Below are 21,050 nucleotides of genomic sequence, written 5' to 3' on the forward strand. Positions count from 1 at the left end.
TGAGCCTGTCGGGAAGCACTTCACCCCAGGTCAGAGGAAGGCCAAGTCGAAGCCGTCAGATGACGGGGTACCGGTTGCCCCACATGCCCGTCGCTCGCCCGGGCCAGCAGCCGCTACGGCCACCACCACGAGAGGGAAGTGATCATGTCTGTCTGACGGCTTCACGGAAGACCCCAACAAGGACAGCAAGTCGAACCTGATCAAGGAGTCGATCAAGTTTTATGGCTCTGGCGAAGATCTTGTGATCGGGCGGTGCTCTGGCCCTGAGACCCGTCCTCGAAGCCGCCGAAAGTATTCGGCATCATGATCGGATGTCGAACGCCACAGCACGCTCCGCTCTTCTCGATCACCTTCACAAGACGCTGCCAGGGCGCGTCATCGATGAGGTCCTGGGTGTCGACGGGCCCATCGAGGAGCGCGTGCCCGGATTTCGGGTGTTCCGGGTTCATCCCGCCAACCCTGGCGATTGGTGGCTGTACGTGACGTCAGGTTGCTGGGAGGCGGCTCAGCACGACGGTCACGGGGTGGAATTCATCCTCGCGGCGCCGCGCGACGAGTGGCTCAATCTGGAGAGCCTCACCATGAACGCGTACTACCACTGCGGGCCGGCCCATCAACGACTCGATATTGGGCACACCGTTCCGATCGGCAGGCCATGGCTCGACGACTCGGCATGCGACCACTACTTGGTGAGCCTGCCCTACCCTTTCGGGCCAGAGTTCGAGATCTGCAAGTGGAACGGGGGAGCCCATGCCCAGATCCTGTGGCTGCTGCCGATCACCAATGCTGAGAAGGACTTCCGCCGGGAGAACGGCCTGGAGGCACTTGAGGCTCGATTCGAGGAGCAAGCGATCGATTCGGCTGATCCGAAGCGAGCCTCCGTGGCCTGACCTGCCGTAGCCGGCGACGCCACAGAAGGCGACGGGGCTTGGTGACCAGAAGGATTCGTTTGCGGAGCAGATCAAGGTTGGCGCGGCCGTAGCCCTTCCGCTTGACCAGCTTGATTCGCGTGAGCTGGCCCTCGACCTGGCCGGTGCGGGCGACCAGGCGCCGCGGGCGGCCAACCACATCCGAGCCGACTCGCCCCGCTGGGCAGGTACGAAGGACTGGCGGCAGAAGCTGTACTCACGCTCCATGGGTACCGTGATGGCCCTACTGTTCCTCCTGTCCTGGCTCGCGCAGTCCATTGCTGGCGCGGCCGCCTGCAACGAGCAGCAACTGCGCCAACTCCATCCCCTCGTCTCGGTCATGTCCTCTGGTGTGGTGTAGGGGCGGGCGGCTGTTCTCTGCCCTGGGTGGTCAGAACCTGTCGCGGTGCCCGTCGCGTCAAGCGGTGAAGGCATGGACCGTCGCGTGCGCCGGGCAAGGAAGCGGTTCGCGAAGAAGGTGATCCATGGGCTATTTGCGGCCCGACCGCGATCGGCCGCTGTGGGTGCGGTACTTCGCTGCCGTACCGCCTCACGCCTCGTGAAGAGTGGCCGCCGACAACTACGTCTGCGTCGCCGTCGGCTGGTACGACGGTTTGGCCTGGTCCGGAACAGGCACCTGGGAGCAAGGCTCCAACAAGAAGCAAAGCTTCGTCGGCATGTCCTTCGACGCCGATCACCCCGAAACGGGTGAGCGGGAGCCCGAGCCCTACGCCGCCTTGACGCAAGGCAAGGTCCTGAAGCTCTGGGCCGCCCTCGGCGATCCGGACAACGATTATCCGAACTGCGTCCTGACCAGCCCGGCGAGCTGACCCGGCTGCCGCGCGGCCGGGTGAGCGGCACGTTCGAGGCGTTGCAGTGCCGGGCCGCTGCCCGCGGCCGCAGCGCCCCGCCCCTGGCGGCCGCCTTGCCGGCCTACTTCGTGGCGTTCGATGTCCTGCAATCGGACGGGGTGGAGCTGTTGTCCCGCCCGCACAGGGAGCGCCACACCCTGCTCGAGGACCCGTTCACCGATCACGCTCTGACGGCGCCTTGGACGCTGTGACCCGCGCAGCGTCGAGTTCGGCGCCACTGTCCAGGTCAGCCCCGTGCAACTGCGGGTCCTCTCCCTCATGGCGGGCGGCCGGTCCAACGGAGCTGTCGCCACCGACCTGGGTCTGTCGCGCCAGGCCCTGGACCACCACCTGTGCCGGCTGCGCGTTGGACTCGACGCGGACTCGCGCCCGGCTCTGGTGGCGCGCGCCTACACCCTCGGCATCCTCCACACCAGGGTCTGGTGGCCGCCGCGCGCGGCCGTCCCGCCGTATCAGGGCTGACCGGTGGACGGCCGCACCCCGTCCCGACGCAGCCGCCCCAGGACGACGCCCACGACGAGCAGCAGCAGGCAGGTGCCCGCCGCCGCGTGCACGAGGAGCGCGTCGAGGCGGTCCGCCGCCAGGTAGGCACCGACGGCCAGCGCCACCAGCGCGCACACGCCGCGGTCGATGATGGACTCCACCGAGAGCAGGGTCGCCCGGTAGGGGGTCGGCGGGATGGCCGCGTTGATCAGATTACGTTGCACCGGGTACGCCAGGCCCGCCGCGGCGGCGAACACGCACAGCCACAGGATCGTGCCCAGGCCCCCCGACAGCGTGGTGGCCGCCAGCGTGAGTGCCATGACCACGCTGAGGGCGGTCACCACGGTGGTGTCGGACAGTCTGCTGCGCAACCACCCGGTTCTGGCCGAACCAACGGCCTCGGCGACCGTCATCGCCGACAGCACCGCACCGTGGTCGGCGACGGGGAGGTCCTTTTCGAGGAGCAGCGGTTGGAAGAGGTTGACCTGGCAGATGCGTGCGAGCGTGAACACGGCCACGCCCTGCACCATCAAAGGCCCGAGGGACCGCGACGTTCCGAGCACCTTCGCGGCCTGGCGGGCCGAATCGAGGAGCCCGACGCGCTCCGCGGGCGGGTGACCGCCCCCGCGGGGCGGCGCCGCGATCGCCGGGAGGGCCGCGGCGCAGGCCAGCGAACCGAGCGTGGAGAGCGCGGTCAGCACGTAAGGGGCCTCGTGCCGGACGTGCATCAGGACGCCGACCAGGGGCCAGCAGGCGATCTTTGCCCATAGGCCGAGGGCTCGGGCGGTGCCCTCGGCCTGCACGTAGTGTGCGTTCGCACCGTGCTCGTGCAGGTACTCGTACAGGTAGGCGCTGGAGGCCCCGGACACCAGTGAGCGGGCGGCGGCGACGGCCAGGAAGTGCGCCATGAATCCCGCGAAGGACGGCGAGGCGACCGGTAGGAGGTTCGCCGCGGTCATCACGGCCGCCCCGAGCTGCATGCAGCGGCGCTGTCCGATGCGGTCGGCGATGAAGCCGGTGGGTATCTCCAGCAGGCAGAACGCCACGTAGTAGACGCTCTGGATGCCGAAGATCTGGCTGTCCGACAGGCCCGCCTGCTTCTGGTACTGGTAGAAGACCGGCATCCACCACAGCAGGTTGAACAGCAGCTGGAACCCGTTGTTCAGTCGGATGACGCGGAGCACCGCGGCGGGCGGACGGACGCGGCGCTTCACGCGCGTACGCAGGGAGATGGGCATGGGCGACCTTCGGGTGGGTCGGTACGCGGGGAAGTACGGACGGGTCAGGCGCTGTACGGGCGCAGCTGGAGGATGTGGAGCGCGCCTCCCGGCCCGAGCAGCCATTCGATGTCGAGCGGCCCCGCAAAGGTGTAGTCCGTGGCGAAATGGGACTGGAGCAGGCGGCCCGCCAGCGCAAGCCGCCCCAGGTGGGCTCGCGTGTCCTGCGCCAGGTCCTCGGTGGCCGCGCCCAGCGAGATCGTGCGGCCGCCACCCTCGACCGTGTTGTACAGGTACTGCAGGGGCATCGTCCGGCCGTCGACGACATCGGCCGTGGAGCCGTGCGCGCAGTTGAGGTACACGTTGCGGAAGTCGGCCCGGTTGGTCGGATTGCAGGTGACCATGACGCCTCCGAGCGGTGACGGCTCGAAGCGCTGGACGATCACTCCCATGTAGGTGTCGTCCAGGGAGATGCCGGCCTGATGGCGCAGCCGCACGCTACGCGGGGAGAGCAACGAGGCCCACACTTGGCGGATGGCGTCCAGCAGCCCCGGCAGATCGGTGACCTTGGTGTGGGACTCGTAGATCCCGGCCGCGGAGAAGCCCGGCAGGTCCTCGGCGTTCGAGGAGGACCGTACGGCGAAGCGGCCTGTGCCCGCCAGGTGCTCGACCAGCTGCGTGTCCAGGGCGCGCACCAGGTCCTCGGGCACCGGGAGGGTGCGCACCAAGTGCTGCAATTGGAGGCAGACCGTGTCCACGGCGTCCATGGAGTCCAGCTCCAGGGCCATCTTCAGCTTGCCGATGCTCTGTTGCACGGCCGGCGAGGAGTCCAGGAAGCGCTGTTGGACGGAGAAGGGGACGGCGATGCCCGCCGGCGCCCGGACGTGCCGGGTCAGGAACTCGCCCGCGTACTGGGCGAGATCGCCGTCCTCGGGCATCCGCAGCCGGGCGGCCAGGTGACCGAGCAGGTCGGCCCGGGGCGGGCGGGGCACGGAGTAGTAGCCGGTCAGCCGGCCCGAGCCGTGGCGCAGTACGTGGTGCAGTTCCCCGAGGTTGGCCGCTTTGGTGCCGTAGCGGTTCCGGTCGCCGGTCCGTAAGGCGGACAGCGGCACGAGCGGTACGTCCGTCACGTGCGGCGCGTCGAGGCGGACCCGCTGCGTGTGCCACGTCGGTTCGGCGAGGTCCGACGGCTCCTCGACGCGCTCGATGACGAACGCGTCGGCGGTGATTTCGTAACGGACCCAGGCACCGTTCAGCTTCTCGTCGGCGATCGTGTCGAGGACTCCGCGGACGATGGCGTTCGGGATCCCCCAGCCGGCCGCCAGCATGTTGGTGTGCGACAGCGGAGTGGTGGGCTGGGCGTTGATCAAACCGGCGAGCCGCGGGATGTCGTCGGGGACCACCGGCATGGCGACGATGTCGTACCAGGTCAGGTCCGCGCGGGCGGCCAGGTACTCCTCGCCCGAGGCGAAGGCGCACAGTCGGCCGGTGGCCGATGCGAGCGTCAACGGCACGAAGGGCGCGGTCGCCAGGAGCGCGTGACCCCGTGCACGGGGCACCACGGTCTCCGGCACCGCCGCGAGGGCGTTCTCCTGCCCGTGGTTGGCCGGCTTCACCAGCAGCTCCAGCGCGGGATCGAGGTGAGCCCGTACGAAGGCGTGGAACTCTATCAGCAGGTCCGCGCCCATGGTGTCGGCCTCGGTGGTCTCCAGGACCATGAACGGCTCGTCCCGTTCCGGGCCGTCCCAGGAGCGCAGCGACAGGACGCCGAGCAGGAAGCGCCGCGCCGGGTCCTGGTAGACGTCATGGTTGAAGCGGTCGAGTTCGGCGTCGAGCTGCTCGAGGGTAAGCCCCTGGATCTCGGTGGCTATGTAGTTGACGTGGAAGGAGTGCACGGCGCTGTCGAGGACGTGCCAGAGCCCCTGGTCGCGGTCCACGACGACCTTCACGTACGGGTGCCCGCCAAGCATCCCGGCCAGCTGCTCGAACAGGGGGAGCGTGAGCAGGGTGTCCACGGCGGCGCCCCGGGGGGACGGCGCGGCAGTGATGGTTCCGGCGTTCATCATGCGGTGCTCCCGGGCGTCGAGCGGTCGGCGGGAAGGGCGGAGGACTCGGTGAGGGCGGCGGTGGGGACGGCCGTCAGGGCGACGGACGGAGCGGTGAGGGCGTTCGGCATGGCCGCGAGGATGCGGCCGCAGTCGGCCAGCAGCTCCGGCCCGGACTCGGCGGTGAGGAAGCACAGCGCGGCCATGGAATTGGCGCCTCCTGCCTCCTCGTACGGCGGGACCGGGCTGCCCGGCGCGAGACTGCATTCGCGCACCAGCTCCACGCGCGATCCTGGCGCGACCAGGGCAGGCCAGTCGACCGCCTCGAAGTCCCAGGCCGGGAGTTCGGTCCAGGGCCGACCCTCGGGGTCGACGGCGAGGACGACGAGGGATCCGGCGGCGCCCTCGCCCTCGGTCAGCATCCGCTCCGGGTAGGTGACCTCCCGGCCGAGCAACTGGCGCACCAGCATGCCGATCATGTCGAGCCCGAAGACTGTCTCCACCTGCCGGGTGGTCATCACCCCACCGAAGCGGGCGGCGGTCTCGATCAGCCACATGGCCCCGTCCGCGCCGAGTTTGATCTCGGTGTGGGTGGCGCAGGTGTCGAGTCCGAGCGCGTCGACGGCGGCGCGCGACACCTCCTCGATCCGGTGCTGCAACGCGTTCGGGAGGGCGGCCGGAGCCAGGCTCGCCCGCTCGGTGAAGGGCGCGATGGTCGGCATCCGCCCGGTGATGCACAGCGGGTGGTAGCGGCCGTCGGCGACGATCCCCTCCACGCTGACGTAGTCGCCCCACCCGTCCCCGGCAAACCAATCGGAGGCCTCTCCGGTCACGATCTCCTCCAGCAGGAAATCGCTGACGCCCTCGTCCGCGGCGTGCAGTTCCGCATAACCCTGCGCGGAGGAGGCTTCCATGACGGTACGTCCGGTCTTCCAGGCCGCCTCGGCCTGCTGCTCGTTCCACACGGTGAGGTGGGCCGTGGAACCCGCGCTCCAGGCGGCCTTCAGGAGGAGCGGCGGCCTCAGGGTTTCGAAGGCGGCCGTGATGTCCTCCGGGGCGTGGACCTCCGCGAACCCCGGTACGGGCACCCCGGCGTCACGCCAGATCCGGCGCATCAGACGCTTGTCCCGCGCCCCCGCGGCCCGCTCGCCGGCACCGCGCAGAGCGAGCCGTAGGCTCGCGTGGGCGACGGCCACCACCGCGTACTCCGACAGGGTCAGCACCGCCTCGGCGCCGACGCGGCGGGCGTGGGAACAGATCAGATCGACCAGTTCCACCCCCTCGCCCGGCGGGGCCGTGGTGACCGACGCGCACCCGGGCAGCCACACCGACTCGGTGATTCGGGGCAACGGCGCGAGCGCCAGGACATGCACCTCGGCGTGGGCGGCGAGGCGCGGGACCGCGTACTCCAGAGGAGGGCCGCCCTTGGCATAGACGAAGAGGACCGGGGTCATGGTGCTCCTGGGGTCGAGGGGACGCCGCGTGGCGCTGCGGCGTCGTCAGCGGACGATCCGTACGCGGTGTCACCACGTACGGACCAGGGGTAACTGGACCACGATGGAAAACGGCGGACGCACAGATGTACGCCTACTCGATTACGCATTCGCCAAACAATCGCGCTCGCCAAGTGGGGCCGGTATGAGGGTGTTTCAGCCATCCGCGCGGGGCCCGTGGGGACCACGCGTCCGCGGGGCGATCCGGGAGGTCGTCACCAGCCGACCAGGAACCTTTTGTACGTGGACCGGACCGGAGTCCAGTGGCGCTACCTGCCGCATGACTTCCCGCACTGGAACACGGTCTACGGATACTTCGCCAAATGGGCGGAGGAAGGCGTGTTCGTCCAGCTGGGCGGCCTGCTCAGGCAACTGCTGCGGGAGAAGGGGGGACGGGACGCCGAGCCGTCGGCGTGTGTGATCGACGCCCAGTGCGTCAAGACCTCCACCAGCGTTCACGCCCACAACCAGGGCATCGACGCGGGCAAAAAGATCGTAGGCCGGAAGCGGAGCATCGTAACGGACACCATCGGTCTCCCGCTTGCCGTGCTGGTCGCCGCGGCCAGCGTGCAGGACTCCGCCGCTGGCACCCGACTCCTGGACCAGGTCGCTGCCGAGCACTCCCTTGCCCGCGACTGCGAAACCCTGCCCACCCGCTCCGAAGCCGGATCCACCTCGCCATGACCGACCTCATGGCCCGCCGCCTCACCAGCGAGAACACCATCTCCTGGCGCGACCCGAAAAAGAACGCCAAACAGCCTATTCCGGGATGAAACATCGGACGAAGACAACCTCTTAGTACTCCAGTGAGACTTTGTGTCCTGAGCTGGCTTGTGTCGTTGTCAGGTCATGGTGGGGATAGACGCTGAGGCGTGGGCGGCTGACCTGGAGGCCGTGTTCGCTCGGGTGGCGGGCCGGTTTTCGCGAGTTGATCTGCGGTGGCGGATGCGGGGGTATCTGCGCGGGCTGCTGGCTCCGGTGGCGCGGAAGAACAGTTGGCAGCCGGCTGAGGGGGCAGGTCACCGGGATCCCGCGGGGATGCAGCACCTGCTTGCCGGGGCCCGCTGGGAGGCTGATGAGGTCCGGGACAAGTCCGCGACTACGTCGGTGAACGCCTAGGCCCGGGTGGGGCGCTGATCATCGACGACACCGGATTCATCAAGAAGGGCACCACCTCGGCCGGGGTGGGCCGGCAGTACACGGGAACCTCGGGAAACCGACAACTGTCAGATCGGGGTGTTCGCCGCCTATGCCACCCGTCGCGGACGGAGCCTTGGTGGATCGGGAGTTGTATCTGCCGAAGTCCTGGACCAGTGACCGCGAACGCTGCCGGGCGGCGAGGCTTCCCGAAGCCCGGGAGTTCGCGACCAAGGGTGAGCTCGCGAAGGCCATGGTCACCCGCTGCCTTGCCGCGGGCCTCCCCGCCTCGTGGGTGACGGCGGACGAGGCCTACGGCCAGGAATGGAAGTTCGTCGCCTCCTCGAGGAACTCGGGGTGGGCCATGTGGTGGCAGTGCCGAAGTCTCAGCAGGTCAAAAGCCTGGCGGGGTTCAGGAAGCGGCCCGTCAAAAGGGGGCAGACCGGAGGAACAGAACGGACAAGCCGAGCGTCGACGTGTCCGACGCCGCCGCAAGCTCCGTCTGAAGGAAGCCCTGCTCGGTAGGTCCCGTGGCGGGCTGACCAGCAAGATTCATCTCGCCTCGGACCGCAGATGCCGTCCGCTCGCGTTCGTCCTGACCGCCGGACAGGCAGCGGACAGCCCGCAATTCATCCCCGTGCTCGAGAAGGTGCGGGTCCGTCTGCCGGTCGGCCGTCCCCGCACCAGGCCCGGCGCGGTCGCCGGCGACAAGGCCTACTCATCCCGCGGAAACCGCGCCTACCTGCGCAAGCGCGGAATCAAGGCAGTCATCCCGGAGAAGAGGGACCAGGCCGCCCACCGGAAGAAGAAGGGCGCGAGAGGCGGCAGGCCCGTCAGCCACGACGCCGATCTCTACAAGGAGCGGAACACCGTCGAACGCCTGCGGGGCCGGGAGGGCGATCTGCCGGTCGGGTGGGCGGACGTGGCCGAGCGCCAGGCGCTCCTCGGCTTTGCGGAGGACTGCCCGGTGACCTCCACCCGGCCCGCGTCTGCTCGGAGGGCGGCGATACCCGCTCTGCGGGGGTGGGTGGGGCGGTGCTGCGGCCGCTCGCTTTCATCGGGCGGGTGGACGGGCCATGAAGCCGCGCTCGGACAGGCCGGGCAGGTGGTAGCGATCGCGGGTGGACTCGTCGAAGTCGTCGAGGAACCCGTGGAGCAGGTCGGCGAGGTGGGCCGGGGATTGGACGGTGAAGAGGACGGGCTGGTAGCCGGCGACCTGGTACGGCATCCGGACCAGCTCGGCGAGGTCGAACGACCGCAGGTCGGCCTGGGCGAAGCGCCCGAGCTCGCCGAAGGACGACAGCAGCGCCGCCCCGTACGCTCTCGGCCGCCGCTGCTCGAGGACGGTGCCGTATTCGAGGGTGAACCAGTACACGCGGCTGATCAGATCCAGCGCGTCGGCCGTCTCCACCCGGGCCGCGGCCCGGCCCACCGTGCGGTACAGGTCGGCGAAGAACGGATCGGCGAGATGGATACCGTGCCCGAACACGTCGTGCAGGACGTCCGGCTCCGGCGTGTACAGGGGCATCGCTGGATGCCGTACGTACTGCACGGCATGGAAATACCCCTTGGCCATCGCGCCCAGGAAACGCTTGTTCGGAACGATCCCGCCCGCCAGCGTGAAGCGGAAGCCCGTCAGGGCCTGCAGCCGGTTGGAGACCTCCTCGTGCTGCGGGACACCGCCAGCCGGAATCGGCGCGACGCCCCGGGCCCCCAGAACCTCCCGGCAGGCCCAGCGGTCCTGCGCGCGCAGCAGCGCACCGTGCACGGCGCGCCAGGTGGCATGCTCGGCGTCGGTGTAGTGCACCTTGGGTGAGGGCTCGCCCACGGGGTGGCCCTCCGCCCGTTCGGCGATCAGGTTCCTGCGGCGCACGTAGGCCGGGTCCGCGAAACCTGGATGTTCCCCGGCGCAGCCCACCGTGGTGCCGCCCGCGTCCAGCGGGGTCAGACTCATCCAATCGATCATGAACTGCATCGTGGACCGCCACCCGCTTCACCGCGCTGGCCGCGCCGTGCACCTCACCCACACCAGCGACCCGGCACCCGGCTGCGAGCACTCACCGATCCGGTTCTCCTCAATGTTCTGGTCCAGGTGCGCGGCGCCCGGCCGGTGGTGCTGGCCGGGAGCTGCCGGGTCGGCGGCCTGACCGGTGCGGTGGGCCTGTCCGGGGGCTGTGACAACGCTGGGTGAAGGACACAGCGACCGGGGCTGCGGCGGTGCTTTCACGCCGGTGGTGGAGGTAGTACGAGGATGTGGTCGTTGAGGGTTTCGGTGGAGCGCTCTGGCGGCAGTAGCACCGGGCCGCCCAACCACCCAACAGCGAGGTCCGGCGCACGGGCACGCGGCTCCTCTGGTGCGGGGCACCCCGCTCTGCCGAACCTGGGAGCGGGCCAGCATCCATACAGCGGCCGGACAGGCGCTCGGTGCCCCCGTACTGGCATGCCTGCGCTCCTGCACTCACCGCGTCGGCCCGCCGCGCGCGGCAATTGGGGTCTGTGCGGGTGGTTCCGGGACGTGTGGGGCGGGTCGTGGGTGTGCATCGCGGGCGGATTGGGTGGGATGGGGCATGGCGAGGAGCCCACCTGATGAATCGATCGCCTTCCCCACAGAGCCGCTACCAACAGGAACAGCCGCTACATGAACGGAACGGGACGGCTTGTCCAGGGGCGACAGGAGCGACGATCATTCGGCCATCAGACCCGAAGTGCAGACGATCGCTGCCCGATCCATCGCCCCAGCCTCCCAGAGAGCGCGGTCCAGCCCACTCGATGAGGCGAAACCGAAGAGTGCGACCATCGTCGGATGCGAGGGATCGATGAGCTGGTCAATGTGGACGATCCGGCGTGGCCGGAGCTTGAGGGGATTCTCAAGGCGAGCTCCGTGCCGGTTCAAGTGCTGCCCGGAGACATCAACGAGGGCCGCCGATGCCTTCTGCAGATGCAGGTCAGCGCGCGATCGGTGCTGGGTGCACTGGCGTTGAACACCGGGGGATTGCTCGTGGACAACGGGTGGGTGCGAGTGTTCGGCGGGGGTTCGGGTTCGGTCGCGGATGGGCGACTCCCGAGTCTGGCGCTGGTCAACCGCTTCCCCACGGACTTCGACCCTGGCTGGCATCCCGCGACAGGTCTTGTCGTCGGCCACGACATTGTTGGAGGGGTCTTCGCGTTGAACGGTGGCGATCCCGCGGCAGCGGGCCGCCCTGGGGCACCTGGACAGATGACGTATTTCGCTCCCGACGCTCTGGCGTGGGAGGCGATGGAGATGGGCCACTCCGGGTGGGTCGCCTGGCTGCTCTCGGACAGGCTGGAGACGTTCTATGACGGAATGCGCTGGCCCGGCTGGCGTGAGGAGACCACGGCCCTGGCTGTCGGGCATGGTCTTTCCGTGTATCCGTTCCTGTGGTCCGAGGAAGCTCACGCCGATCTCGCGGCCACGAGTCGGCGGCCTGTGCCGATGCGCGAGGTGCTCGGAGTCGCAGCGGACTTCGCCCGGCAGATGGGGCCGTCCGATCCTGGGTTCCTGGGCGACGTCTGACTGGCTTCCCCGTCGGTCCTGGTGTGTCGGCGAAGGTCCGGAGTCGGGGGACCGGGCCCGGAAGCGGACCGCCGCCGCGGTGGGCGTCCGGTGAGCTGCACGAAGCGTGGGCGGTGGCCGTGCTCCCCGACGGCACCGACGGCACCCGCGACGGCACTCTTCAGGACGCCGCAGTCGTGGTACTGCCGGAGGACCTGGAATGGGGGTGGAGCCTGAAGTAGGACGTGGCGCACGGGTACCCGCGCGCCACGGGGGTCCGGGTGGTCTGCGCGGGCGGCGGGAAGGGCGGCCGCAAACGCCCGACGTGGAACGCACCACAGCAGGTCGACGACCAGCTGCGCGCGCAGTGGCGCCATCACGCGGAGGTGGCCTCAGCCGGCCCGCTGACCCGTTCGTGGCCCCGGCGGTGGGGGCCAGCGGATCCTGTGGGTGTATGGGGTATCTGCATGTGTACTTGCTGGCGGGGCTGTTGGGGGCATGTGCGGTGGCTGTGGGGGTGGAGCAGGGAACCGCGCGTGTCCCCTCCAGAGGGTTGTACGCGGGTGTTGGCCTGGTCGCAGCCGGCCTGGTTGTGATCTTTCCCGGTGTCGTTGCCGACTGGATCTCTGCACTGGTGTGAGCGCTGCTGCCGGAGCTGGGGTGTGCGGGTAGCCCGTTCCGATACGGCGTGCTCGGGTGAGGCCCGGTGCCCAGCACTCTCGGAGCAGTACACCGGGCCGGCCCACCCTTCCTCTGACCATGAGGTCTACCGACGTCCTGCCCGCGTCCTCGGCCGCGTGGATGAGCAACGCGGAGGCCGCCCTCAGCCTGTAGCCCCGGGCCGGACACTTGTGTGCCGCGGCTCCCGTCAGGGAGCCGCGGCACACAGGGCAGGCGCAGGGTCAGGCCCAGGGCTGGACCGCCGCGGCGCAGGCCGCCCACAGGGGCAGGACCAGCAGCGCGACGAACCCGTCGTGCTGGACGCGGGAGTACCAGCACTTGCCGCGCTGCGTCAGACGTTCCCGGCGCAGCGCCGAGCGGGCGATCTCGTGGGCGGCCTCACGGGAGGCGCACAGGGCGGCGGGGAACGCCGCCACCGTCACGGTCAGGTAACCGGACAGCTCCGAACGGGGCAGGAGCAGTCCGCCGACGAGGACGAGCGCTGTGATCAGGAACCAGGCGCCCGCCCGGAATCCGAGGATCGACATGGCCCGCACCCACAGGGGCTCGGCCTTCGTGCCGATCCGCCCGGCGGTCGCGGCGGCCGTCTTGCGCATGGCCTCCTCAATCTCTGCGCGTTCCCGCGCGGCCTCAGCGCGGTCGCCCCGAGCCGAGGCCAGGAGGAACGCGAAGGTGATCGTACGGTCGGCCCACTGGAAGGGGCTCTTCGACGGGACTGCGCTCTTCGACGCTTGCGAAGGCATACCCGCTCCTCTCGATGTACGGCCGTGGGCGGGGGCGGTACGGATACCGCCCCGCCCACGGCTTGCGCTGATCAGCGGCCTCGGTGGTCCCTCCACTCACCGTAGAGCGAGTAGCCGGTGCTGTAGTACCCGTAGTAGCGGTCCACGCCGTGGACCCGCCTCACGACGCGTCGGTTGTAGCGCCGGTGCGCCTTGCTGGCCCTGCTCCGGGCCCGCTTGTGGGCTCGTGACCGGCCTCGCACACCCTTGGGAGCCTTCGCCATCCGGCTGGCCCTGCGGATGTTGTTGAACCGGGTGACGGCGCGTCCCGCACCGAAGGTCGCCGCCCCGGCGATGTCCATCCAGCCCTCGCGATCGCCCCTGGACACCTTGTAGATGCCGCGGCCGAGGCTGATCCCCGCGGAGACGAGCGCGCAAGCGCCGCAGCCGAACATGCCGGCAATGGCGAGTCCGGTACCGACGCGGTCGAGGAACTTGCCCCAGCCGAAGCGGCCGTCGAGGTCGTACTGGTTGATGGGGTCGGCCGGGTAGCCGTACGCGTTGTCGTTACCGCCCTGGACCGGGTCCAGGGAAAGGAAGCGTCCGCTGAGCGGGTTGTAGAGACGGACGCCCATCAGCGTGAGACCGGTGAGGGTCTCACTGGAGCGCTGCTTGCCTCCGAGCCAGTCGTAGCGCGTCACCGGCTGGCCGGCGCGCGGGTTGCCGTACTCGTCGTTGTCCAGGGCGACGGGCGGCTTGCTGATGTCCAGGGGGAGCTGGAGGGCCACATCGCCGTGGATGGTGGTCAGCTGGAGGACGGTGTCGCCGGTCTTGTTGGTGGTGGCGGCCAGGTCACCGGAGGCTGACTCGATGTTGCGGGTCAGGCTTCCTGTGGCGGTGTCCTCGGTGATCCAGCGCGGATTGTCGCCGTCGCTGTCGTAGTGGTTGACCTTGGAACCTGTCTGGGTCCACGTGCTGCCGCCGCCCGTCTCCGTCGTCCACGACCGCAGGCGCAGGGAGGAGTCGAGCTGCCAGGTCTGGCGCTGGCTGCCCGAGGTCTGCTGGTGCACGCGGTCGTTGGCGTAGTAGCCCACCGTCCCGTGACCGGGCAGCGAGGTGGTGCGGCCGAGGCTGTCGTAGACATGGCCGGCGTCGACCAGCCGGTCGGCGCTGTCGTAGGTGTGCGTGGTGGTGGTTCCTCCGGTGGCCGGGCAGTCCGCGCCCGGGGTGGCGGACACGGTGTTCAAAGAGGTGCGGTTGCTGCGGCCGTCGAAGGCGTAAGTGCGCTTGGTGCAGACGGTGTCCGCGGTGTCCTCGACGGTGGTCAGGCGGCCGGTGCCGTCGTAGCGGTACTTCTGGCTCGACCAGCCGGCGTGGCTGGTGACCTGGCCGTGGACGGACTCCGTCACGGTGTCGGAGTAGACGACGGTGGAGTCGCTGTCGCGCGTGTAGGTACGGCGGGTGGTGGCGCCGGCGGTGTCCTCCGCGGTGGTGACGGTGTAGCCGCCCGGCAGCTTCTCGCTGCTGACCGATCCGTCCGCATCGTAGGTGGCCTGGAAGACACCGGCGACGGAGTCGGTGGCCTTCGTGGCGAGACCGCGCGGCTCGATGGTGTGGTCGTAGGTGTAGGTGGTGGTCGACGGTGTGCTGTCGGTGGCCTTGACCGGACGGCCGAGCAGGTCGTACTGGGTCGTGGTCGTGCCGCCGTCGGCGTCCGTGTACGAGATCTGTCGGCCGAACTTGTCGTACGCCTTGGTGATCGTGCCACCAGTCGGGGAGGTCGTCTTGACCGGTCGGCCGGTGTCCGGGTCGTACTCGGTGGTCACGTCCGGGACCGCCTGGCCGAGGCCACCGGTGAGCGTGGTCCTCGTCGGGCGGTTGGCGCCGTCGTAGGCGGTGGTGGTGGTGCGGGTGGTGCTCCCCGCGGTCTCCGTCACCTTGACCGGGTGGCCCCACCAGTCGTACTCGGTGGTGCTGGTCGGCAGGTTCGCCGGGTTGGCACCGCCGCCTGTGATCGCGCCGGCCGGTCCGGTCGAGCACAGCAGGTCTGCCCACTCGGGGCGGCCCTGGCAGGGTCCGGTGCCGGTCGCGGACCAGTAGGTCGTCACCTTGGTCGCCGCGTCGGAGCCGGAGGCGCCCGGCGGCAGCTGCTTGGTGACCCGGCCCTGGCCGTCGTACTCGGTCGTTTCGGTGAGCGCGAGCCCGCCCACGTCCTTGATCCGCTGGACGGGCAGGCCCTTGGCCCAGTCGAACACGGTCTGCGACACGCGGGCCTCGCCGAGGACGGTCGGGTGCTCGCGCACCTGTGCGCCGGTCGTGACCTTGGTGACCTGGTTCTTGATCTTGGCGGTGCCGTCGGTGGGGCGGCCCGCGTCGTACTCTTTGACCGTCCAGGTGCGGGCCGTCACCGCGCTATCGGCCGGAACGAGAACGGTGGCGCCGGACTTGAGGTCCGACGTCAGCTCGATCCGTCGCAGCGGTCCGAGCTCTTCCAGCTCACGCGTGCCGGTTTCGTTGTGCACCGAAACCGTGGACAGCAGGACCGCGCGCTCCGCCGTGCCGGCCTGGGCGATGCCCAGATCCGCCTGCACGGTCCGGTCGGCGGCGCTCAGGCCGAGAGCGACGGCGCGGTTCGCGGCGGACAGCTCCCGCACGGTGTTGCCGAAGCGGTCGTACTCGGTGGTGCTGATGTACCCGCCGGGCAGCGCGGAGTTGACCGAGCGCCCGGAGACGCCGAGGTACATGACGTTCGCGCGCTGATAGGAGCCGGCCGTCAGCGCCGCGCCGTCGTACGACGGCGGGACGGTGTCGGCCGGGAAGACCGCCGTCGCGTCCGTCGGGGCGTCGATCTGGCTCCACGCCTTCACGTCCGCCGCGCCCATGGCGTAGGGGGCGCCGGCGCCGGTGAGCGGGACGTCGTAGACGACGGAGGTGGCGGCGGTGCCCTCGATGACGTCGGCCGTGCCCTGCTTCAGGCCGGAGCGGGAGGCCGACAGCAGCATGCCCTCACCGGCGGTGGCGGCGTTGCCCGCCTTGCCGTAGGTGAAGTTCCATGCCAGGTCGCCGCCGTTCCGGACCTGGTTCAGGCGGCCTGCGGCGTCGTAGCCGTACTCGGTGAAGGTGCTGAGGCCGACCTCGTCGTGCCAGGTGCCGTGCAGCCGTCCGGAGCCGTCGTACTGGTACCACTGCACGGCCCGGCTGGTGGCAGAGGCCGCTCCTGGCTCCGTGGACCAGAGCAGGATCTCCTTGACCTGGCCGGTGAAGTCGCCGTAGGTGAACGTGTCGGCGGTGGTGCTGGTGGCGTACACGAACTCAAGCGAACGGCAGCCCTTGGTGGACGGCATCGCGGTGCAGGTGGCGGCCGAGGCCGCCGAGCTCGGGGCGATGATCCGCTTGGGGCGTGCCAGCGCCTTGCCGTTCACTGTCACGGTCTCCGAGACCACCGTGGTGGTGGTGTTGGCGAGTCCGTCCAGCAGCGTGGACGAGACCTGCCAGGTCGTGGCGGCCTGGTCCGGCTTGGTGAACTGGGTGACCGTACCGTCGGTGTCCGAGAGCGTGAACGAACCGGTCACGCTGCCCGTAAGGGTCAGGTCCTCGGAACCGGACTCAGGGATCCAGCCGGTGCGCGCCGCGTTGGCGGCGAAGTGGATCGCCTCGCCTTCCGACAGCACCACGTCGACAGCGGTGTCGGAGATCCGCCGGACGTGGGAGTAGTCCGAGTCGGTGGCCTCGGCCACGGTTCCGGAGGCCCACTCCTTGCCGAAGATGGCGGCTTGGCCCTCCTGCTTGGCGCCCTTGTCGGGGGTACGGGAGGAGACGCTGCGCGACACCGACATCCCGAAGGCCGAGGCGTCGGTGCCCGACAGGGTGTAGTCGCCCGTCAGGAGGTTGACGGAACCGGGACCCACCTCGTCGGTGGCCGCGCCGGCCGCGTTGCGGTCGACGATGACGGACAGCGGCTCGGTGGCGCCGGTCGCGGAGTTCGGGCCTGTGAAGTCCGCCTTGATTTGGACGGTACCGTCCGGATCGACCGTGTTGGTGGCGTTCCACACCAGTGGTGCGTTCTTGCCGTTCGTCATCGGGACGGGCCACGAGGTGAGCGGCGTACCGCCGGAGGTAACGTGGCCGGCCGGGATCTGCGTCCAGGCGTCGGCCTCGGAACGGCGCCAGGAGAATGAGACGCTGTCGTACTTGGTGCCGTCCGCGTCGGCGGCCAGCGTGAGGCGGCGGGCCGTGCGCTCGCCCTGAGCGGGCTGGACGAATCCGCCGGGGCCGGCGTGGAAGGTGTACTCGATCGCCTCGGACTTGTTGTCCGCCGTGTCGACGGCGCGCACCTGGAGGGTGTGGGTGCCGTCCTTGGCGGGGGCGAGGGAGAGTCCCTTGACGCCCGGGGCGCCGCCGGTGGCGACCTTGGTCCAGTTCACGCCGTCCAGGGACCATTCGAGCCAGTTGTGGTCGGCCGCGGGCGGGGTCACCGAGAACGTCCCCGCCTGACCGGCGCCCTTGACCCAGGCGCTCGAGGGATAGTCCGTCGAGGTGATGCCGGTCGGGGCGGAGGGGGCGGCGGTGTCGACCGTGAAGGTCTTCCAGGCCGACCAGCCCAGGTTGTAGTGCGTACCGTCGTACGGGGAGGTGCGGAACTTGTACGTCTTGCCGTTCGCGAGCACGCCGGCCGGGACGGTCACCGAGGCGACCTGTCCGGAGGACACCCACGGCGAGACGATGACGTTCCCGACCTGGGTGTCCGTCGCCGAGTCGAAGATCTGGAAGGTGCCGTTGACCTTGTCGCCGTTGGCGTCGACGAAGGTGTCCCGTAGGGTCGGCGTCACCGTGTTGACGGTGTAGGCGCCCCCGTAAGAGAAGTACGGCGGGCCGGCCTCCTGCTTGGTGCCGGTCTTCGGGCGGTAGTTATAGGTGACGACCAGCTTGGGCGGGTTCGCCGAGGCATTGGCCGAATTGACCCGCTTCCACTGCGCGGTCACCGTCTCCGAGGAGGCCCGCAGGCCCATGCTGGAGTACGTCCACTTATTGTTCGACCAGTACTGGACCAGGCTGGTGACGTCCGCGTTGATCCAGCCGTCCGCGGTGCAGGCCGCATTGCCCTTGGTCTCGGTGGAGGTAGCGTACTTCGTCACCATCGCGGGCTGGTTCGTCCACCGGGAGGCGGTGGTGGGACCGTTGGCCGTCCACACCTCCCACGGCTGCGCGGTGCACGCGGTGTTCCCGGAGTGGAAGTTCCACAGGCTGAGCTTGGCGTCCGAGATCAGCGCGTCCGCGACCGGAGCGGTGTTCCAGGTGATGAACGACCGGGCCGTACGCGGGGTGCCGTCACCGTTGACGGTGCCGGGGTTGCCGAGGTCCAGCTCGGTGTCGGCGGACCAGTCGACCGTCTCGCCCTGCTGGACGTAGGTGTCGAACAGGCTGCCCAGCGAGGAGGTCGACGGGTCGACCGTGACCGGGTAGGAGGTCTTCGGATCGGCGAGGAAGCCCGCGTCCGGGGTGATGACCAGGTCGACGCCGTCCTTGGCCTTGACCACCTTCAGGGCTACCTTCGCCCGGCGGGTGTGCTCGCCCGAGACGGGATCGACGGTCGCGTCCCACATCACGGGAGCCGGCATGGTGGCCGACTCCTTCGACTTCTTGTCGGTGAAGAGAACGCTGCCGTCGGCCTGCTGCTCGACCTTCAGCCCCTTGGTCTTCAGCGGCATGGTGTACGAGAAGCCCTCGGTGGCGGGCTTCGTCTTGACCTCGACGAACTGCTCGAAACCAGTACGTGTTGCCTCGACCACCACGTCCGCGCCCGGTACGGCGTTCACGTAAGAGGCGCGGGTGCCGTCGATCTGCGGCGTGGGCAGACCGCCCCGCCACTGGAGGGTGATCTGCTCGTCCCCCTCGCCCAACGTCACCAGATCGGTCGCGGGGGAGGACTGGGCCGCCTTGAGCGAGGCGCTGGGGGAGCCGGCCTTACCGGACAGCTTCAGACCGCGCGGGTGGGACTTCGAGGCCACGGAACCGTCCGCGCCGGCGGCTAGGGCGACGTCGACGGTCCGCCAGTCGCCGGTGGCCCGGTCCTTGAAGCGGATGGGGCCGGCGCTCAGCTCGGTGGTCAGCGAGCCGTTCTTGTTGACCCACGTCGTGGAGGTCTCGGTGCGCTCGGAGAGGGCCTCTACCTGCTTGCCCGACAGCCGGGCGGCCACGCGGGCCGACGGGATGTCGGCGGCCTGCGTGACCGCCTCGGGCTTCGCGGCGGTGGGGTGGCGATGCTCCGCGGCGATGGCCGCGCTGGTGCCGTCCACCAAGGCGACTGCCATGACCAGGGCGATGGAGCCCGCGACGTGACGCAGACTCCGCCCCGACCATAGCCGCCCGCGTTCCTCCGCGGGATCGGACTGGATTGCCGTCATTGCCCCTCACTCGTATTGATTTCAGGCCACTCGGGTGGCGCGAAAGGAACGTAACGAGGAGCGAAAGAGGGAGAATCGGGCCAGGGTCACCCAAAGATGGAATCTTCAATTCCGGAAAATATTTGTGATCTATGTCATATAGAAGCGCGAGCGCGGCGCGTAGGGGCGCCGCTCTCCTTGTCGCCTCAGGAACGGTCAACGTCCTGCACTTCTTGGAGAACGTCGCCGCCGGCCTGAGCTGTGGACCGGGTGAGTGGCCCCGACCATTTCGAGGGTCAATTGGTCGAGGGCCTTGTCCCCGGATTTTGGACACCGGAGAGACTTGGATCTTGATGGTCCAGGAGAACGGAGTCCCTGTGGGGATGAAGCATTACCCCGCCGAGTTCAAGGCGGACGCGGTCGCGTTGTACCGGTCGAGGCCGGGAGCGACGATCAAGTCGGTGGCCGGTGATCTCGGGGTGAACACCGAGACGTTGCGGAACTGGATCCGGGCCGCCGACGAGCGCCGGCCCGGCGCCCACTCGACGCAGCCGGCCGCCGCGCAGGCCGGCGGTGACGACGTTCAGGCGGAGCTGGCAGCAGCCCGGAATAGGATCCGCGAGCTGGAGGAAGAGCGCGACATTCTCCGCAAGGCGGGCCGGTATTTCGCGACGGAGACGCGCTGGTGAACCGCTGCCAGTTCGTTGAAGATCACCAGCGCCGTCACGGCGTGAAGCGGCTCTGCGACATCCTCGGCCTCTCCCGCTCGAGCTTCTATTACTGGCGCCGCACCGCGGCCGCAAGAGCGGCCCGGCAGAGTGCCGAGGCCTGGCTCGCAGCCCGGATACGCAAGGCCCACCAGGACTCCGACGGCACTTACGGAGCCCCCGGGATCACCGCCGAGCTCCGTGAGGAAGGCGGCCCAGTGGTGAACCACAAGCGGGTCGCGAGGATCACGCGGACCATCGGGCTCGAGGGAGTCCGCCTGCGCCGCCGGCACCGCACCACCCTCGCGGACCATGCGGCGCCGAAGGCACCAGATCTGATCGCCCGTGACTTCACGGCGACCGAGGTGAACACCAAGTACGTCGGCGACATCACGTATCTGCCGGTCAGCGGCTCGAAGCCGCTCTACCTCGCGACGGTCATCGACCTCGCCTCACGCCGGCTGGCCGGGTGGGCGATCGCCGACCACATGCGGACAGAGCTCGTCACTGACGCCCTGACAGTAGCCGAGCGGACCCGCGGGAGCCTGGCCGGAGCGGTGATGCACACGGGTCACGGCTCGCAATATACGAGTAGGGCCTTCGCTGAAATCTGCAGGTCAGCAGGGATCCGGCAGAGCATGGGCGCGATCGGGTCCAGCGCGGACAATGCCGCCGCGGAAAGCTTCAACGCCGCCTTCAAGAGAGAAACGCTCAAAGGCCGCAAAGGCTGGTCGAACGAGCATGAAGCCCGACTCGACGCCTTCCGCTGGCTGACCCGATACAACACCCGCCGCCGGCACTCCCGCCTCGGCCAGCGATCTCCGGTCGCCTACGAGAGCAACCTCCAACCAGCAGCAACTACCCGCATAGACGTGTTCAAAATCCGGA

The 21,050-nt window shown here is 69.3% G+C and carries 12 protein-coding genes and 4 pseudogenes; 10 read left to right on the plus strand and 6 right to left on the minus strand.

Features of this window, described 5'->3' with window-relative positions; genetic code table 11:
* The first annotated feature begins 311 nt into the window (after positions 1-311).
* The 5 genes from OHT74_RS39780 (at position 312) to OHT74_RS39800 (ending at position 2,242) form a co-directional block, all read left to right on the plus strand.
* Positions 312-890: a suppressor of fused domain protein gene (locus tag OHT74_RS39780; RefSeq protein ID WP_328623085.1), complete on the plus strand. Its 579-nt coding sequence runs from the start codon at positions 312-314 to the stop codon at positions 888-890.
* Between the two features lie 136 nt (positions 891-1,026).
* The gene (locus tag OHT74_RS39785) at positions 1,027-1,269 is read left to right on the plus strand and encodes a DUF6766 family protein (protein ID WP_443047762.1); all 243 of its coding nucleotides are present in this window, start codon (positions 1,027-1,029) and stop codon (positions 1,267-1,269) included.
* Positions 1,270-1,474: 205 nt separating this feature from the next.
* A complete protein-coding gene (locus OHT74_RS39790; RefSeq protein ID WP_328623086.1) occupies positions 1,475-1,738 on the plus strand; it encodes a hypothetical protein in 264 nt (87 codons plus the stop codon).
* Between the two features lie 20 nt (positions 1,739-1,758).
* Positions 1,759-1,971, plus strand: coding sequence for a hypothetical protein (locus tag OHT74_RS39795; protein ID WP_328623087.1), 213 nt, complete (start codon positions 1,759-1,761; stop codon positions 1,969-1,971).
* A gap of 43 nt (positions 1,972-2,014) precedes the next feature.
* On the plus strand, positions 2,015-2,242 hold the full coding sequence (locus OHT74_RS39800; RefSeq protein ID WP_328623088.1) for a hypothetical protein: 228 nt from the start codon (positions 2,015-2,017) through the stop codon (positions 2,240-2,242).
* Here the strand turns inward: OHT74_RS39800 and OHT74_RS39805 are convergent.
* Genes OHT74_RS39805 through OHT74_RS39815 form a run of 3 tightly spaced genes read right to left on the minus strand, consistent with a single transcriptional unit; the run spans position 2,233 to position 6,979 of the window.
* On the minus strand, positions 2,233-3,501 hold the full coding sequence (locus tag OHT74_RS39805) for an MFS transporter (RefSeq protein WP_328623089.1): 1,269 nt from the start codon (positions 3,499-3,501) through the stop codon (positions 2,233-2,235). The two genes, OHT74_RS39800 and OHT74_RS39805, sit on opposite strands and share 10 nt — an antisense overlap.
* 44 nt (positions 3,502-3,545) lie before the next feature.
* Positions 3,546-5,546: a PEP/pyruvate-binding domain-containing protein gene (locus OHT74_RS39810; RefSeq protein WP_328623090.1), complete on the minus strand. Its 2,001-nt coding sequence runs from the start codon at positions 5,544-5,546 to the stop codon at positions 3,546-3,548.
* The gene (locus OHT74_RS39815) at positions 5,543-6,979 is read right to left on the minus strand and encodes an ATP-grasp domain-containing protein (protein ID WP_328623091.1); all 1,437 of its coding nucleotides are present in this window, start codon (positions 6,977-6,979) and stop codon (positions 5,543-5,545) included. The genes OHT74_RS39810 and OHT74_RS39815 overlap by 4 nt, the downstream gene beginning before the upstream one ends.
* Before the next feature lie 273 nt (positions 6,980-7,252).
* Here OHT74_RS39815 and OHT74_RS39820 point away from each other — a divergent pair.
* The 3 pseudogenes from OHT74_RS39820 to OHT74_RS39830 form a co-directional block, all read left to right on the plus strand.
* Positions 7,253-7,791 (plus strand): annotated as a pseudogene (locus tag OHT74_RS39820) (transposase); the annotation flags it as partial.
* Positions 7,792-7,867: 76 nt separating this feature from the next.
* Positions 7,868-8,530 (plus strand): annotated as a pseudogene (locus tag OHT74_RS39825) (IS701 family transposase); the annotation flags it as partial.
* Between the two features lie 55 nt (positions 8,531-8,585).
* Positions 8,586-9,038: pseudogene (locus OHT74_RS39830) on the plus strand (transposase); the annotation flags it as partial.
* Positions 9,039-9,209: 171 nt separating this feature from the next.
* On the opposite strand, the gene OHT74_RS39835 reads toward OHT74_RS39830, so the two are convergent.
* Positions 9,210-10,109: a phenylalanine 4-monooxygenase gene (locus OHT74_RS39835; protein ID WP_328623092.1), complete on the minus strand. Its 900-nt coding sequence runs from the start codon at positions 10,107-10,109 to the stop codon at positions 9,210-9,212.
* 849 nt (positions 10,110-10,958) lie between these two features.
* Between OHT74_RS39835 and OHT74_RS39840 the strand changes: the two genes are divergently transcribed.
* Positions 10,959-11,690 carry a DUF2625 domain-containing protein gene (locus OHT74_RS39840; protein WP_328623093.1) on the plus strand — a complete coding sequence of 244 codons (732 nt, stop codon included), beginning with the start codon at positions 10,959-10,961 and terminating at the stop codon, positions 11,688-11,690.
* 881 nt (positions 11,691-12,571) lie between these two features.
* Here the strand turns inward: OHT74_RS39840 and OHT74_RS39845 are convergent.
* Both OHT74_RS39845 and OHT74_RS39850 read right to left on the minus strand, forming a co-directional pair.
* On the minus strand, positions 12,572-13,093 hold the full coding sequence (locus OHT74_RS39845; RefSeq protein WP_266671902.1) for a hypothetical protein: 522 nt from the start codon (positions 13,091-13,093) through the stop codon (positions 12,572-12,574).
* A gap of 71 nt (positions 13,094-13,164) precedes the next feature.
* Positions 13,165-19,383 (minus strand): DNRLRE domain-containing protein, encoded by a 6,219-nt coding sequence (locus OHT74_RS39850; RefSeq protein ID WP_328623094.1) that lies wholly within the window; start codon positions 19,381-19,383, stop codon positions 13,165-13,167.
* 449 nt (positions 19,384-19,832) lie between these two features.
* On the opposite strand from OHT74_RS39850, the pseudogene OHT74_RS39855 reads away from it, so the two are divergent.
* Positions 19,833-21,028 (plus strand): annotated as a pseudogene (locus OHT74_RS39855) (IS3 family transposase); the annotation flags it as partial.
* Between the last annotated feature and the right edge of the window lie 22 nt (positions 21,029-21,050).

Origin of the sequence: Streptomyces sp. NBC_00354 (assembly GCF_036106915.1) — a bacterium.
Taxonomy (GTDB): Bacteria; Actinomycetota; Actinomycetes; order Streptomycetales; family Streptomycetaceae; genus Streptomyces.